Consider the following 14,762-nt stretch of genomic DNA (forward strand, 5'->3'; position numbering starts at 1 on the left):
TTCCATGAGCTCCGTTACCACCAACCCCGCCGCCGCCAAGCCCGCCCAGCCCTCGACCAGGGAACTGGCGATGGGCAGGCGGATCTGGCTGGCCACCCGTTCTTCTCCGTGGTTCCTGATGGGCGCCGTGCTGTTTGCCCTGCTGCTGATCATGGCCGTCGTCTCGGTCTTCGTGTTCCAGGTCGATCCGACCAAGATGAATTTCGTCGACAAGTTCAGCCCGCCGATGGGCGCCGAGGGCGCCAAGTCCCAGTTTCCGCTGGGCACCGACCAGCTGGGCCGCGACATGCTTTCGCGCACGCTGGTGGGGCTTCAGATCACCTTCCTGATCGGCCTGACCGCGACGGCGCTGTCCTTCATCATCGGCTCGGCCGTGGGTCTTTACGCCGGTTTCGTCGGCGGCAAGATCGACCAGATCCTGATGCGCATCGTCGACATCCAGATGTCGATCCCGCCGATCATCCTGGCGATCACCATCCTGGGCCTGGCGCGCGCCACCCCGGCGCTGGTGATCTCGGTTCTGGTGCTGGCGACCTGGCCGAACTATGCCCGCCTGACGCGCTCCGGCGCGCTGGCCGAGCGCAGCCAGGAATATGTCCGCGCGGCCCGGGTTCTGGGCGCCTCCAACATCCGCATCATCCTGCTGATGGTCGCCCCGATCGCCCTGCCCCCCATGGCCTTCGCCGCCGTCTTCGATCTGGCCCGCATGATGATCTTCGAATGCGTTCTGGACTTCCTGGGCATCGGCCTGCAGCCGCCCACCCCGACCCTGGGCGTGATCATCGCCGACGGCCGCAAGTACCTGATGAACGCATGGTGGATCGCCGTCCTGCCCGGTGTCTTCCTGATGCTGCTGCTGCTCTCGCTCAACATGATGGGCACCGCACTTGAACGCGCCCGCAACGCCGTCTTCGAAGGAGCGAAATGATGACCAAAGAGCTTCTGAAAGTCACCGACCTCAGCATCGCGAATGTCGGCCCCGCGACCCCGCGGCCGATCCTGAAGAACCTGTCCCTGTCCGTCGCCGAAAGCGAGACGCTGGCGATCCTGGGGCGCAGCGGCGCCGGGAAAAGCGTGCTGGGCCGGGCGCTGATGGGCTGGGTCGACGCCCCGCTGGGCGTCACCTCGGGCCGCATCACGCTGGAAGGCCAAGACGTTCTGGGCGCCAACCCCGATGCCCTGCGCCGCATCCGTGGCACCGGCATCGGCTATGTCGGCGCCGACCCCACCCGGGTCTTCGACCCGACCCTGCCCGTGGGCCGCCAGATCGCCGACAAGTACCGCGCCGTGCGCCCCGAGGTTTCGGCCAAAGAGGCGATGGAGCGGGTGCACGAGCTGTTCTCTCTGGTGCGCATCCCCGAGGCGCGTCACCGCATGGCCGAACTGCCGTCGAAATATTCCGGCGGCATGATCCAGCGCGCCGCCATCGTGGACGCCATGATCGGCGAGACCAAGCTGGTGATCGCCGACAACGTCACCCAGCCGCTGGACGTGACCGTCGCCGCCCAGATCATCCGCCTGTTCCAGGATCTGCGGGAACGCCTTGGCACGGCCTTCCTCTTCATCACCTCCTCCGTGCCCACCATCAAGGACTTTGCCGACCGCATCGTCGTTATGGACCAGGGCGAGATCGTCGAGGAAGGCCCGACTCCGCAACTGCTTGCCGCGCCCCGCACCGAGGCCTCCGAGAAGCTGATCGCGCAATCGCCGCGGATCTGGGGCACCACCGCCCCGGAAAGCCTCTCGGCGGAAGACATCCGCGACATGCCCCCGGCGCTGTCGATCACCGCGCTGCGGCGCACCTACAAGGTGCCGCGCAAGGACAAGCTGTTCGGATCCGTCTTCGTGCAGGCCGTGCGCGGTGCCGATTTCGATGTCTATCCCGGTGAAAGCCTGGCCATCGTGGGCGAATCCGGCTGTGGCAAGTCCACCCTGATGCGCCTGCTGACCTGGCTGGAGGAACCCGATGACGGCTCCGTCCAGTTCCACGGCAAGAACGTCGGCAGCTTCACCGCCAGGGAACGGTTCGACCTGCGCGCCCAGCTTCAGCTGGTGCTTCAGGATCCCTACGGGTCCATCCCGGCGCACTGGACCATCGGGCGCACGATCTCGGAATCGCTGCGGCTGCATTCGCCGCTCAAGGGCAAGGCGCGCCGCGCCAGGGTCGAAGAGACCATGGCAGAGGTCGGCCTGGATCCGGCGCTGTATGACAAGCTGCCCTCGGGTCTCTCGGCCGGTCAGCGCCAGCGCATCAACGTGGCCCGCGCCATCGTGCTGGAACCCACCGTGCTGCTGCTGGACGAGACCTTCTCGGCGCTGGACCCGATGGAGCAGACCCCGCTGATCGAACTGTTCCGCAAGCTGCAGCGCGAACGGTCCATCACCTGCATCTTCATCAGCCACGATCTGGCACTGGTGCGCCGCGTCGCCAGCCGCGTTGCGGTGATGTACCTTGGCCGGATTGTCGAGATCGGCTCGAACCACAATGTCTTCTCGCGCCCGCTGCACCCCTATACCCGCGCGCTGCTGTCGGCGGCCCCGACCATCGAGGACAGCCCCTACGATCCGAACGAATGCCTGGTCGATGGCGAACCTCCCTCGCCGATCCGGCTGCCCAAGGGCTGCGCCTTCGCGGATCGCTGCCCGGTGGCCCAGGAGGCCTGCATGAGCTCCGATCCGGAGCTGATGCGCGCCTCCGAACGCAGCCGCGTCGCCTGCCACTTCCCGCTGGCGGCCCTTGAACCGGCCTCGGTCAAGGACGCGGCCCATGTGGGCTAAGGACCGCCACCACCTGATCCTCGCCAAGCTCTCGGTCGCCGAGCGCGTCAGCGTGGACGAGCTGGTGGTGGACATGCAGGTGTCGCGCGAAACCATCCGCCGCGACATCGTCCAGCTGGAGGGCGAGGGGCGCCTGCGCCGCGTCCATGGCGGGGCGGAACGCGCGGCGGTGCAGAACGAACCGATGTTCGAGGACCGCAAGCGCGTCAATGCCGCCGCCAAGAAGCGCATCGGCATTGCCGCCGCGCGCCTTGTGCAGCCGGGGATGATGGTGGCGCTGGATGCCGGCACCTCGACGCTGGCCTTCGCCACCGCCATGGCGGGCATTCCCGACGTGGCGGTGATCACCAACTCGGTCGATGCCGCCCATGCGATCCTCGCGATCCGGCCCGATGCCGACATGGTGCTGATCGGGGGCCGCGTGGTCCCCGAGATCCCCGGCACCTTCGGAGAGATGGCCACCACCCAGATGCGCCGGCACAGCGCGGACCTCGCGATCTTCTCGCCGGTCGCGGTCTCGGCGGACCGCGGCGCCACGGATTTCCACATGTCCGAGGCCGATTTCGCCCGCGCCATGATCACCTCTTCGAAGAAGGTGGTGGCGCTGGCGGACGGATCGAAACTGGGCGGCGTCAGCCGGGTCGAGGTCTGCACCTGCCGCGAGATCGACACCCTCGTCACCGACAAGAGCGCCGATGCGGCGCGGCTGGATCCGCTCAGGGTGGCGGGTCTGGCGGACATCATTACCGCTTAATCACTTCAGGACAGATTTCATGATCCAGGATACCCGGGCCGGGCAGACCCTCGCCCTTGCCGGCGAGATGGCCGATACCGCACGCGGCATCGCGCTGGACTATTTCCGCACCACGCTGCCCTACGAGAGCAAGCAGGACGGATCGCCCGTGACGCTGGCCGACAAGACCATCGAGGCCCGCCTGCGCGCCCTGATCGAAGGCACCTTCCCCGAGGACGGCATCGTCGGCGAGGAACAGGACAGCGTGCGCATCGACAGCCCCCGGCTGTGGATCGTCGACCCGATCGACGGCACCAAGAGCTTCATGACCGGAATGCCGACCTTCGGCTGCCTGATCGCCACCTACGAGGACGGCGCCCCCGATCTGGGCGTGATCGAGCTGCCGGCGCTGAACGAACGCTTCGTCGGCAAGACCGGCCGCGCGACCGAGTTCAACGGCACCCCCTGCCACACCCGCGCCTGCACCCGCCTGGCCGAGGCCATCGTCTATGCCACCTCTCCCGACATCTTCACCGAGGCAGAGCTGGCGGCCTTCGACCGGGTGTCGAAACAGGCGGCGATCCGGCGCTTCGGGGGCGATTGCTACGCCTATGCGCTGCTGGCCTCTGGGCATGTCGATCTGGTCATCGAATCCGAGCTGAAGCCCTTCGATTACCTGGCGCTGGTGCCGGTGGTGCAGGGCGCGGGCGGCGTGATCACCGACTGGACGGGCCAGCCGCTGACGCTGGAAAGCGATGGCCGGGTCATCGCCGCCGCCACGCCCGAACTGCATGCAGAGGCGCTCGCGGCGCTGGCCCTCTGAGGGGCCGCCCCCACATCCCCCGCAGCCCGACACGCCGGATTCCCCAGGGGTCCGGCGTTCTGCTGTCGCAATATTGGGCATCCGCAGGGCGCGGTTCAATTTTAGGGTGCCTAAAATCCACACTTCGCGGCATTCTGCATCCATTCCCCTTGCCCCAAGGGCCCCGACTCGCTCAATTTTAGCCTGACTAAAACGCGAGGAAGGATCCGATGGCACCCGAACCGGCCGACACCGCAGGCAGCGTCGGCGACCGGCTGCGCCGCCGTCGCCAGGAACTGAAGCTGACGATGAAGCAGGTGGCCGAGGCGGCGGGCTTTTCCATCGGCTACATTTCCCAGATCGAACGCGGGCTGACGACGCCATCGCTGACCGCCCTCGGGCTGGTGGCCGAGGCGCTGGACGCGCCGCTGGCGGATTTCTTCACCCAGCCTGCCGCCGCCGGTCCGGTGACCCGCCAGGGCAACCGCGCCACCTTCAGCGTCGGGCTGGGCCAGGGCACCGTCTACGAACGCCTCTCGGCGGCCTTTCCCGGCAATGTGCTGCGCTCGGTCATCATGCACGAGGCGCCCGGCCACCGCTCCGACATCACCGCCCATGACGGCGAAGAGATCTTCTACATCGTCGAGGGCGCCCTGACGATTGAGGTCGCCGGAGAGACCTACGTGCTGAACAAGGGCGACTCGATCCATTTCAAGTCCTCGCTGCCCCATGTCAGCTGGAACCACACCACCGAACCGACGGCGATCCTGCACACCTGCACCATCGACGTCTTCGGCGACGACCGGCACCCCCATGCCCCCTCCGGGGACCGCCTGTCGCTGCGCCGCGCGGGCAAGAAGGCCCAGACCATAACACCGGCACAGACCGGCCAGGGAACCCTGGACAACCAACAGGAGTAAGTGATGGCACCCGAATTCTCCAAACGTCTGGGGGCGGCGCTGCTGGCGGCGACCTGCCTGACCACCACGCTGGCGGCAGCGCAACCGGCGCTGGCCCATGGCGTGCTGCGCCTCGATGAATCCGCCCCCGGCGACATCGACCCGGCCACCGGCAACGACAATGCCGACACCATCCTGTCGATCAACCTCTACGACGCGCTGGTGGCCCCCAAGCAGGGCGGCACCGGCTATGTCCCGCTGCTGGCCAGGAGCTGGAGCACCGAGGACGGGCTGACCTATACCGTGGATCTGCGCGACGACGTGACGTTCCTCTCGGGCAACCCGATGACGGCCGAGGACGTGGTGTTTTCGCTCGACCGGATGAAGGCGCTTGGCCAGGGGGTGTCCTACCTTTTCGACAAGGTGGAAAGCGCCAAGGCCGTTGATGCCCATACCGTGCAGTTCACCCTGTCCTCCAAGTTCGCGCCCTTCGTCGCCGCCCTGGTGCGCCTGCCGATTTTCGACAAGAAGACCGTGATGGACCACCTCGAACCCGGCGACACCCAGATGGGCGACTGGGGCACCAAGTGGCTGTCGCAGCATTCCGCCGGCACCGGCGCCTATTCCGTCGTCTCGCACAATCCCCAGGAAGAGACGGTGATGCAGCGCAATCCCGACTACTTCCTGGGCTTCGACGAGGCCGCGCCCGACACCGTGCGGCTGCGCTATTCGCTGGAACCCGCCACCGTGCGCACCCTGATCGCGCAGGGCGAACACGACATCTCCTCCCAGTGGCTGCCGCCCGAGGTGATGAGCGCGCTGGCAAAAGGCGGCGCGCAGCTGCTGAGCGAACCCGCCGCCGGGGCCTTCTACATCAAGTTCAACACCCGCAAGCCGCCGCTGGATGATGCCAACTGCCGCCTCGCGCTGGCCAATGCCTTCGACTACGCCAGCGCGCTGAAGCTGGTCGCCGTCTCCAAGGACATCAGCCAGGGCACCGCCCCCACCGGGCTGATCCCCAAGGGGCTGATGGGCGCCGATGACGAAAGCCATACCCTGAAGCAGGACATGGCGAAGGCGAAAGAGTACCTGTCGCAGTGCAAGTACACGCCCTCGGACTACACGCTCGACATTTCCTGGATCGGCGAGGTGCCACTGGAGGAACGCTTTGCGCTGCTGTTGCAGGCCAACTTCACCCAGCTGGGCTTCAAGGCCGAGATCCGCAAGATGCCCTGGGCGCTGTTCGCCTCCCAGGTCACCAGCCCCGAGACCACGCCGATGATAAGCCAGGTGCTGAACACCACCGCCACCGGGGATCCCGACGCGCTGCTCTACAACATGTATCATTCCTCGGCGGCGGGAACCTGGGCCTCTCCGGAATGGCTGAAGGACGATCAGGTCGACAGCCTGCTGGACGAAGGCCGCACCGAGACCGACCCCGAAAAGCGCGACGCCATCTATCATCAGCTGAACGACCGGCTGATGGCCCTCGCGCCCTCGATCAACATGTACGACGCGCAGGAGGTCTTCGCGGGCTCCACCCGGATCAGCGCCCCGGCCCTGTCGGACCCCGAGAAGAAATTCCCGCTCAGCCCGTTCGGCTTCACCTTCCGCCTGATCGATGTGAAGGACTGAGCGCCCGCGCCCTGATGGCGGAGACCTCCGCCCGTTCCGGGGGCCCTACGGCCCCCGCCCTCCGCGCGCCGACCCCTTGAGCGCGCGCGCGCCCCGAGAGGACCTGAAATGCCCCCCGCCCTCAGAGCCGTCCTCGGCAAGCTGATCACCACGCTCATCGTGCTGTTCGGCGTGTCGATCCTGATCTTCTGCATCGCCCGGATCATCCCCGGCGATCCCGTCCGCATCGCCCTGGGCCCGAATGCCAGCCAGGACATGGTGGATGCCCTGCGCGCGCAGATGCACCTCGATGCGCCGCTGGTGACGCAATACGTCTACTTCCTGCGCGATGTGCTGCACGGCGATTTCGGGATGTCGCTGTATTCCAAGCGCCCGGTGATTGCCGACATCGCCCAGTTCCTGCCCGCCACGCTGGAACTGATGATCGTCGCCGGGATCATCATGGTGGGCGTCGGCCTGCCGATGGGGATCCTGGCCGCGCGCACCCGCGATCGCTGGCCCGACCACCTGGTGCGCGTGATCACCCTGCTGGGTGTCTCGGCACCGGGGTTCGTCTGGGCCGTGGTGCTGATGCTGATCTTTGCCTATTTCGTGCCGATCTTCCCGATCGCGGGGCGGATCTCGAACAGCTTCCAGATTCCGCAGGTGACCGGCTTCATGCTGGTGGACACGCTGCTGGCCGGCAACCTCGCCGCCTTCGCCGATGCCTTCCGCCACATCATCCTGCCCGCCTGCGCGTTGGCGGTCACCGGGATCGGCCAGTCCGCCCGCCTGACCCGCGCCAACATGGTCGAAACCTACCGCAAGCCCTATGCCGAGATGGCCCAGTCCTACGGCTTTCCGGCCGGTCGCATCGCCCGGCGCTATGTCTTCAAACCCTCGCTGATCCCCTCGCTGACGGTGATCGGCCTCGATTTCGCCTCCATGCTGGGGGGCGCCTTCCTGGTGGAAAGCGTCTTCGCCTGGCCCGGCCTCAGCCGCTACGGCGTCAACGTGATCCTGGTGAAGGACCTCAACGGCATCGTCGGCACCGTGCTGGTGATCGCCGCCACCTTCCTGATCATGAACATCATCGTCGACCTGCTGGTCTGGTGGCTCAACCCCCGGTTCCGCCTCGGAGGGCGCAGCTGATGAAAAAAGCCTTCGCAATCCTGCTGTCGAACCCGCTCTCGGTGCTGGGGCTGGTGCTGATCGCCTTCGTCGTGCTGTCCGCCGTCTTCGCCGATGTCATCACCCCCTTCCCTTCGCACAGGGGCGCGGTGGTCGATTTCGCCAATTTCAACCAGCCGCCGCACTGGCCCAACATCTTCGGCACGGATCTGGTGGGGCGCGACCTATTCACCCGGATCATCTACGCCTACCGGGTTTCCCTGCTGATGGGCCTCTTCGTGCTGCTGATCGCGCCGCCCGTGGGTACGGTGATCGGCCTGATGGCCGGCTACATGGGCCCGAAGACCGGCTATGCGCTGAACCGGCTGACGGATGTCTTCCTGTCGGTGCCCCCGCTGGTGCTGGCGATGGCGATCATGGGCGTGCTGAAACCGACGCTGACCAACGGGATGCTGGCGATCACCGTCATGTGGTGGCCCTGGTACGCGCGCCTTGTCTACAACATCACCCGCGCCGAACGGGTCGAAGGCTACGTGCTGGCCGCCGAGGTCATCGGCGCCTCCAAATGGCACATCATGTTCCGCGAGATCCTGCCGAACTGCCTGCCGGCGGTGATCACCAAGATGACGCTCGACTTCGGCTTCGTGATCCTGATGGCCTCCTCCCTGTCCTTCCTCGGGCTGGGGGTGCAGCCGCCGACGCCGGATCTGGGCTCCATGGTGGCGGAGGGCGCGAAATACCTGCCCGACAGCTGGTGGCTGACCGTCTTCCCGGGCCTTGCCATCCTGATCGCCGTCTTCGGCTTCAACCTGCTGGGCGACGCCCTGCGTGACATGCTGGAGGCCGAGTGATGGACGATCTGACCCTGCGCATCCGCGACCTGAACCTGCGCTTCAAGTCGCTGTTTTCAGATACCGCCGTGCTGCACGGCATTTCGCTGCACATCCGCAGGGGCGAACGCGTGGCGCTGGTGGGCGAAAGCGGCTCGGGCAAATCCGTTACCGCACGCATCGTGCTGGGCACCCTGCAGGAGCTGAAGACCAGCCGCATCTCCGGCACGGTCGAGGTGATGGGCCGCGACCTGAAGAAGATGACCGAGAAGGAGCGCTACGCCCTGCGCGGGCGCGACATCTCGATGATCTTCCAGGATCCGACCTCCTCGCTCAACCCCGTCTTCAGGATCGCCGAGCTGTTCCACGAGGTTCTGAAGCGGCGCGATCCCGGCATTTCCGCCGCCGCCGCCCGCGCGCGCGCCGCGCAGATGCTGGCGCAGGTCTCCATCCACGAGCCCGAGCGGGCGCTCGACAGCTATGCCTTCCAGCTTTCCGGGGGCATGAACCAGCGCATCATGATCGCCATGGCGCTGGCCAATGAACCCGCGCTGCTGCTGGCGGACGAACCGGGCACGGCGCTGGATGTCACCGTGCAGGCCCAGACGCTCGAGCTGATGCGCGAGATGGTCGAGAGGAACGCCACGTCGGTCCTCTTCATCTCCCACAACCTCGGGGTGGTGCGTGAATTCGCCGACCGGGTCTATGTGATCTACAAAGGCCGTATCGTCGAACATGGCACGACCGAGGCGCTGTTTGCCGATCCCCGCCACCCCTACACCCGCGCGCTGATGGCGGCGGTGCCGCGCCTGACCGGCGGCGGCATCCCCGATGTGCCCGAGGTGTCCGAAAGCTTCTTCGACCCGATGATCACCCATGAGGGCCTGCGCGAACCGGAGCCGACACGATGAGCGTGCATCTTGAAATCGACAATGTCTCCAAGACCTTTCAGGTTGGCAGCCACCAGGTGCAGGCGCTGCGCGAGGTCTCTCTTCAGGTAACGCGCGGCGAATGTCTGGCGGTGGTCGGCGAAAGCGGGTCGGGCAAGTCGACGCTGGCGAACCTGATCCTGGGCATCCACGCCGCCAGCAGCGGCACGATCCGGCTGGACGGCACCGCCCTGCCCGACACCCGCGGCCCCGAACACCGCCGGCGCATCCAGCTGGTCCAGCAGAACCCGCTGTCGGCGCTGAACCCGCGCCGGCGCATCGGGGCCTCTCTGCGCCTGCCCCTTGATGTCTACGACATCGGCCCGAAGGCCGGACGCGCCGCCCGGGTCGGTGAACTGCTGCAAGAGGTCGGCCTGCCGGCGGACTTTGCGCACCGCAAGCCCTCCGCGCTTTCGGGCGGCCAGCGCCAGCGCGTGGCGATTGCCCGGGCGCTGGCCTGCGGCTCCGAGATCGTGGTGCTGGACGAGCCGACCTCGGCGCTCGACGTGCTGGTGCAGGCGCGGGTGCTGACGCTGCTGGACCGGCTGCGCCGCGACCGGGGCCTGACCTTCGTCTTCATCACCCATGACCTCTCTGTCGTGCGCAACATCGCCGACCGGGTCGCCATCTTCGAAAAGGGGCGCCTGGTCGAGACCGGCCCGACCGAGCAGGTCTTCACCGCCCCCGCATCCGACTACACCCGCCGCCTGATCGGCGCGGTTCCCGTCGTCTCCGACGCCGAAGCCCGGCTCAGAGACAAGCTTCTGGAGACTTCCAAGTGACCACGACCCCCTGCACGTCCGATTTCCTTGCGGCCATTGCCACCGAAGGCACCGCCCGGGCCGCCTTCGCGGCCCTGCACGCCCAGATCGAAAAGACCGTGGGCGCGAAAATCTTCACCATGACCGAGAACGTCCCCGAGAAGAACGCGAGCCGCCGCCTCTATACCTCGCACCCGGTCGAATACCCGACCTCGGCGCTGAAGCCCAACAAGCCCGGAGAGACCGATTGGACCGACTGCGTGATCACCCATCACAACACCTATGTCGCCAATGACCTGGCGACCATCGACACGGTGTTTCCCGATGCGCCGCTGATCGACTCCCTCGGGTGTCAGTCGGTGATCAACCTGCCGATCATCATCGGGGGCCAGGTCATCGGCACGCTGAACATCCTGCACGAGGCCGGCTGGTACACCCCCGAACGCGTCGCCGCGACCGAGGCCCTGCGCCTGCAAGCCACAACTGCCATGCTGCTGAGCCTGGCGCTTGACGCGAAAGAGGCCGCCTGATGGGCAAGATCACCCGCGTCGCCACCGATGTCGGCGGCACCTTCACCGATCTGGTGTGTTTCGAGCTGGACAGCGACACCGGCACCGCCACCGTGCGCACGGCAAAATCCGACACCACGCCGCCGAATTTCGAACAGGGCGTGCTGAACGTCATCGACAAGGCGGGGGTGGCCCCCGATGCCATCGACTTCCTCGCCCATGGCACCACCGTCGTCATCAATGCCGTGACCGAGCGCAAGGGCGTCCGGGTCGGCCTGATCACCACCGAGGGCTTCCGCGACACGCTGGAGATCGCGCGCGGCAACCGCCCCGACTTCTTCAACCTGCATTACGAGAAGCCCGAGCCCTTCGTGCCGCGCTACCTGCGCCGCGAACTGCCGGGCCGGATGACCTACACGGGCGAGGAATTCCGCCCGCTCGACCTCACTCCGCTGCCCGCGATCCTGGAGGATTTCCGCGCCGAGGGGGTGGAGGCCATCGCGATCTCCTTCCTGCACAGCTATGCCAACACCGCCCATGAAGAGGCGACGCTGGCCGAGGTGCGCCGCCTCTGGCCCGGCATCTCGGTGGTGGCCAGCCACCAGATCACCCGGGAATGGCGGGAATACGAACGCACCAGCACCGCCGTCCTGTCCGCCTATGTGCAACCCACGGCCGAAAAGTACCTGTCCAAGCTTGGCGGCGGGCTGGCCGCGCGGGGGCTGAAATCCGCGCCCTACATCATGCAGTCCAATTGCGGCGTCGACACGCTGGCCTCGGCCACCGAGACCCCGATCACCATGATCGAAAGCGGCCCGGCCTCGGGCTTCTGGGGCGCGGCGGAACTGGGCAAGCTGATCGGAGAGCCGAACGTGCTGGCGCTCGACATCGGCGGGACGACGGCGAAGTGTTCGCTGATCGAGGACGGCCAGATCCGCATCATGACCGACTACTGGATTGAACGGGACCGGACTTCGGCGGGCTATCCGATCATGGTGCCGGTGGTCGATCTGGTCGAGATCGGCAATGGCGGCGGCTCGATCGCCTGGGTCGATGATTTCGGCAAGCTGCATGTCGGGCCGCAATCGGCGGGCGCCCTGCCGGGGCCTGCGGCCTACGGCAACGGCGGCGGCCATGCCACGACCACCGATGCGAACCTCTGGCTGGGCCGGATCAACGCGCAGTTCTTCAAGGGCGGCGAGGCGCCTGCGGACATGGCCGCCGTCGAAGCCGCGCTGACGGCTGTCGGCGACAGCCTTGGCGTGTCGGTCGATGCGGCGGCGCAGGGGATCGTGCGGATCGCCAACAACAACATGGTCAATGCGCTGAAGCTGGTGTCGCTGAACCGGGGCCACGATCCGCGCGACTTCACCCTTGTCGCCTTCGGCGGCGGCGGCGCGATGCACGCGGTCGCCCTGGCGCAGGAGCTGGGCATGAAGAAGGTTGTGATCCCGCAGGGGGCCGCCGTCTTCTCGGCCTGGGGGATGATGATGTCGGACCTGCGGCGCGACTATTTCGTGACCCATCTGGCCGATCTGACCCCGACCGGCGCAGCCGAGATCGAGGCGCTCTTTGCCAGCGCCGAGGCCGAGGCCCTGGCGCAATACGGCGCCGAGGGGATCGCCCCCGAAAAGGTCAGCTTCCTGCGCTACGGCAAGTTCCGCTACCAGAACCAGGAGCACACGACCGAGGTGCTGATCGAGGACGGCACCCTCGCCCCCACGCGCCTTGCCGCCATCGCCGAGGATTTCCACGCCGCCTACGAGAAGGAATATACCTATCGCCTGGGCGCGCCGGTCGAGCTGGTCGGCATCCACCTTGTCGCCGCCGCCGAGGTCGGCAAGCTGAAGATGACCGCGCAGCCGCTGACCGACACCCCCGCCAGCACCGCGCAGAAGGCCACCCGCCTGGTCGATTACGCGCTGGAGGGCCGCCACGAAGCCACGATCTACGACAGCACGAAGTTCACCCCCGGCATGTCCTTCACCGGCCCCGCCGTGATCGAGGACCCGGGCACCACCATCGTCGTGCACCCCGGCAACCGCGTCTCCATCGACGGGTTCGGCAATATCCACATCGCCCTGGGAGAGGCCGCATGACCCTCGATCCGATCACCAACGAGATCATCCAGAACTCGCTTCAGGCCATCGCGGACGAGATGTTCGCGATCATGAAGAAAACCGCCATGTCCTCGATCATCTACGAGGTGCTGGACATGGGCACCGGCATCACCGATGCGCAGGGCAACCTTGCCTCCTCCGGGGCGGGCATCCCGGCCTTCACCACCGTGCTCGACAAGGCGGTGCAGGCGATCCTGCGTCACAACCCCGTGGAGCAGATCCGCCCGGGCGATGTCTACGCGACCAACGATCCCCATTACGGCGGGGTCACCCACCTCAACGACATCATCTTCGCCTTGCCCGTCTTCTCGGACGGCAAGCTGGTGGCCTGGACCGCCAATATCGCCCACAACTCCGACGTCGGCGGCATGGCGCCCGGTTCGCTTTCCGGCGAGGCGACCGAGATCTTCCAGGAGGGCCTGCGCCTTCCGGCGATCAAGGTGATCGACGCGGGGCAGCCCATCAAGGGCATCTTCGACATCATCCGGGTCAATTCCCGTATGCCCGAGGTGCTTGAGGGCGATGTCTGGGCCGCCATCGCCTCGGTCCGGATCGGTGCGAAACGGCTTGAGGAGCTGGCCGCGAAATACGGCACCGAAACTTTCGAGGCCTCGATGGCAAGCTTCATGGACTTCGGCGAGGAGGTCTCGCGCAAGGCGCTGAAGGATCTGCCCAAGGGCACCTTCGAAATGTCGGAAGAACAGGACGACGGCCTGGTCTACAACGTCAAGATCACCATCGCCGAGGATGCCTTCATCGTCGATCTGCGCGACAACCCCGACCAGGTGACGGGCCCGATGAATGCCTCGCGCGACGGGGTGACGATCTCGGCGCAGATGATCTTCAAGGCGCTGACCAGCCCCGAGACCCCGGCCAATGGCGGCACCTTCCGCCCGGTGCAGGTGCTGACCCGCGAGGGTTCGATCTTCAGCGCGACCGAGACCGCCGCCCATGGCTTCTACTACGAGACCGAGCTGCGCATCTACGACCTGATGTGGCGCTGCCTGGCCCCCGAGATGCCCGATCTGCTGCCGGCGGGGCATTTCGCCTCGATCTGCGGAACCTTCCTGGGCGGCATCCATCCCGACACCGGGCGCCAGTACACCATCGTTGAGCCGCAGATCGGCGGCTGGGGCGCCTCGCCCAAGCGCGACGGCAACCCGGCGATCTTCTCCAGCTTCCATGGCGAGACCTACAACTGCCCCGCCGAGATCAACGAGGCCCGCAACGGGCTGATCGTCGACCGGATGGAGCTGAGCCTGGCCGAGGGCGGCGAAGGGCGCTTCAACGGCGGGCGCGGCATCGTGCTGGATTACCGGGTGCGCGGCGAGAACGGCTTTGTCACCGCCGCCTATACGCGGTCGAAATTCCCCAGCTGGGGGGTGGAAGGGGGCCGCGACGGGTCCCCCAACGTGATCGAATACCGCCCCGCCGATGGCTCTGCCCCGACCCGCCACGCCTTCCTGTCGGGCAAGGTCACCCACCGCGACGACGTGATCCGGGTGATCACCGGCTCGGGCGGCGGCTATGGCGACCCGAAGCTGCGCGATCCCAAGGCCGTGGCCCGCGACATCCGCGACGGGCTGATCACGCCCGAGCGCGCGAAGGCGATCTACGGCACCGAAGGCTGACCGCCCCCTTTCCTGCCGCGCTGCG

General features: G+C 66.8%; 13 protein-coding genes. All 13 read left to right on the forward strand.

The window, feature by feature from the left end:
• Positions 1-4 precede the first annotated feature (4 nt).
• The 13 genes from KM176_RS15625 (at position 5) to KM176_RS15685 (ending at position 14,737) form a co-directional block, all read left to right on the forward strand.
• Positions 5-928 (forward strand): ABC transporter permease, encoded by a 924-nt coding sequence (locus KM176_RS15625; protein WP_160894960.1) that lies wholly within the window; start codon positions 5-7, stop codon positions 926-928.
• Positions 928-2,778 (forward strand): ABC transporter ATP-binding protein, encoded by a 1,851-nt coding sequence (locus KM176_RS15630; protein ID WP_160894959.1) that lies wholly within the window; start codon positions 928-930, stop codon positions 2,776-2,778. Before KM176_RS15625 ends, KM176_RS15630 begins: the two co-directional genes overlap by 1 nt.
• Positions 2,768-3,532: a DeoR/GlpR family DNA-binding transcription regulator gene (locus KM176_RS15635; protein WP_160894958.1), complete on the forward strand. Its 765-nt coding sequence runs from the start codon at positions 2,768-2,770 to the stop codon at positions 3,530-3,532. The genes KM176_RS15630 and KM176_RS15635 overlap by 11 nt, the downstream gene beginning before the upstream one ends.
• Before the next feature lie 19 nt (positions 3,533-3,551).
• The gene (hisN, locus tag KM176_RS15640) at positions 3,552-4,334 is read left to right on the forward strand and encodes a histidinol-phosphatase (protein ID WP_160894957.1); all 783 of its coding nucleotides are present in this window, start codon (positions 3,552-3,554) and stop codon (positions 4,332-4,334) included.
• Positions 4,335-4,543: 209 nt separating this feature from the next.
• Positions 4,544-5,233 (forward strand): helix-turn-helix domain-containing protein, encoded by a 690-nt coding sequence (locus KM176_RS15645; protein WP_160894956.1) that lies wholly within the window; start codon positions 4,544-4,546, stop codon positions 5,231-5,233.
• Positions 5,234-5,236: 3 nt separating this feature from the next.
• Positions 5,237-6,847, forward strand: coding sequence for an ABC transporter substrate-binding protein (locus KM176_RS15650; protein ID WP_160894955.1), 1,611 nt, complete (start codon positions 5,237-5,239; stop codon positions 6,845-6,847).
• Positions 6,848-6,955: 108 nt separating this feature from the next.
• Complete coding sequence (locus KM176_RS15655) at positions 6,956-7,978, forward strand: ABC transporter permease (protein WP_160894954.1); 1,023 nt, start codon at positions 6,956-6,958, stop codon at positions 7,976-7,978.
• A complete protein-coding gene (locus KM176_RS15660) occupies positions 7,978-8,808 on the forward strand; it encodes an ABC transporter permease (protein WP_160894953.1) in 831 nt (276 codons plus the stop codon). The genes KM176_RS15655 and KM176_RS15660 overlap by 1 nt, the downstream gene beginning before the upstream one ends.
• Complete coding sequence (locus KM176_RS15665; protein WP_160894952.1) at positions 8,808-9,698, forward strand: ABC transporter ATP-binding protein; 891 nt, start codon at positions 8,808-8,810, stop codon at positions 9,696-9,698. Before KM176_RS15660 ends, KM176_RS15665 begins: the two co-directional genes overlap by 1 nt.
• Complete coding sequence (locus KM176_RS15670) at positions 9,695-10,498, forward strand: ABC transporter ATP-binding protein (protein ID WP_160894951.1); 804 nt, start codon at positions 9,695-9,697, stop codon at positions 10,496-10,498. The genes KM176_RS15665 and KM176_RS15670 overlap by 4 nt, the downstream gene beginning before the upstream one ends.
• Positions 10,495-11,007, forward strand: a complete 513-nt coding sequence (locus KM176_RS15675; RefSeq protein WP_160894950.1) for a GAF domain-containing protein — start codon at positions 10,495-10,497, stop codon at positions 11,005-11,007. Before KM176_RS15670 ends, KM176_RS15675 begins: the two co-directional genes overlap by 4 nt.
• Entirely contained in the window at positions 11,007-13,085 is a 2,079-nt protein-coding gene (locus KM176_RS15680; RefSeq protein WP_160894949.1) for a hydantoinase/oxoprolinase family protein, read from the forward strand. Before KM176_RS15675 ends, KM176_RS15680 begins: the two co-directional genes overlap by 1 nt.
• Positions 13,082-14,737 carry a hydantoinase B/oxoprolinase family protein gene (locus KM176_RS15685; RefSeq protein WP_160894948.1) on the forward strand — a complete coding sequence of 552 codons (1,656 nt, stop codon included), beginning with the start codon at positions 13,082-13,084 and terminating at the stop codon, positions 14,735-14,737. Before KM176_RS15680 ends, KM176_RS15685 begins: the two co-directional genes overlap by 4 nt.
• The last annotated feature ends 25 nt before the right edge of the window (positions 14,738-14,762 follow it).

This window comes from Pseudooceanicola endophyticus, from assembly GCF_018760365.1.
Taxonomy (GTDB): Bacteria; Pseudomonadota; Alphaproteobacteria; order Rhodobacterales; family Rhodobacteraceae; genus Pseudooceanicola; species Pseudooceanicola endophyticus.

Excerpts from the sequence above, each read along its gene's own strand:
- KM176_RS15665 (WP_160894952.1), top strand. The coding sequence starts at position 8,808 with ATGGACGATCTGACCCTGCGCATCCGCGACCTGAACCTGCGCTTCAAG.
- KM176_RS15650 (WP_160894955.1), top strand. The coding sequence starts at position 5,237 with ATGGCACCCGAATTCTCCAAACGTCTGGGGGCGGCGCTGCTGGCGGCG.
- KM176_RS15680 (WP_160894949.1), top strand. The coding sequence starts at position 11,007 with ATGGGCAAGATCACCCGCGTCGCCACCGATGTCGGCGGCACCTTCACC.
- KM176_RS15635 (WP_160894958.1), top strand. The coding sequence starts at position 2,768 with ATGTGGGCTAAGGACCGCCACCACCTGATCCTCGCCAAGCTCTCGGTC.
- KM176_RS15655 (WP_160894954.1), top strand. The coding sequence starts at position 6,956 with ATGCCCCCCGCCCTCAGAGCCGTCCTCGGCAAGCTGATCACCACGCTC.
- hisN (WP_160894957.1), top strand. The coding sequence starts at position 3,552 with ATGATCCAGGATACCCGGGCCGGGCAGACCCTCGCCCTTGCCGGCGAG.
- KM176_RS15685 (WP_160894948.1), top strand. The coding sequence starts at position 13,082 with ATGACCCTCGATCCGATCACCAACGAGATCATCCAGAACTCGCTTCAG.
- KM176_RS15625 (WP_160894960.1), top strand. The coding sequence starts at position 5 with ATGAGCTCCGTTACCACCAACCCCGCCGCCGCCAAGCCCGCCCAGCCC.
- KM176_RS15670 (WP_160894951.1), top strand. The coding sequence starts at position 9,695 with ATGAGCGTGCATCTTGAAATCGACAATGTCTCCAAGACCTTTCAGGTT.
- KM176_RS15660 (WP_160894953.1), top strand. The coding sequence starts at position 7,978 with ATGAAAAAAGCCTTCGCAATCCTGCTGTCGAACCCGCTCTCGGTGCTG.
- KM176_RS15630 (WP_160894959.1), top strand. The coding sequence starts at position 928 with ATGACCAAAGAGCTTCTGAAAGTCACCGACCTCAGCATCGCGAATGTC.
- KM176_RS15645 (WP_160894956.1), top strand. The coding sequence starts at position 4,544 with ATGGCACCCGAACCGGCCGACACCGCAGGCAGCGTCGGCGACCGGCTG.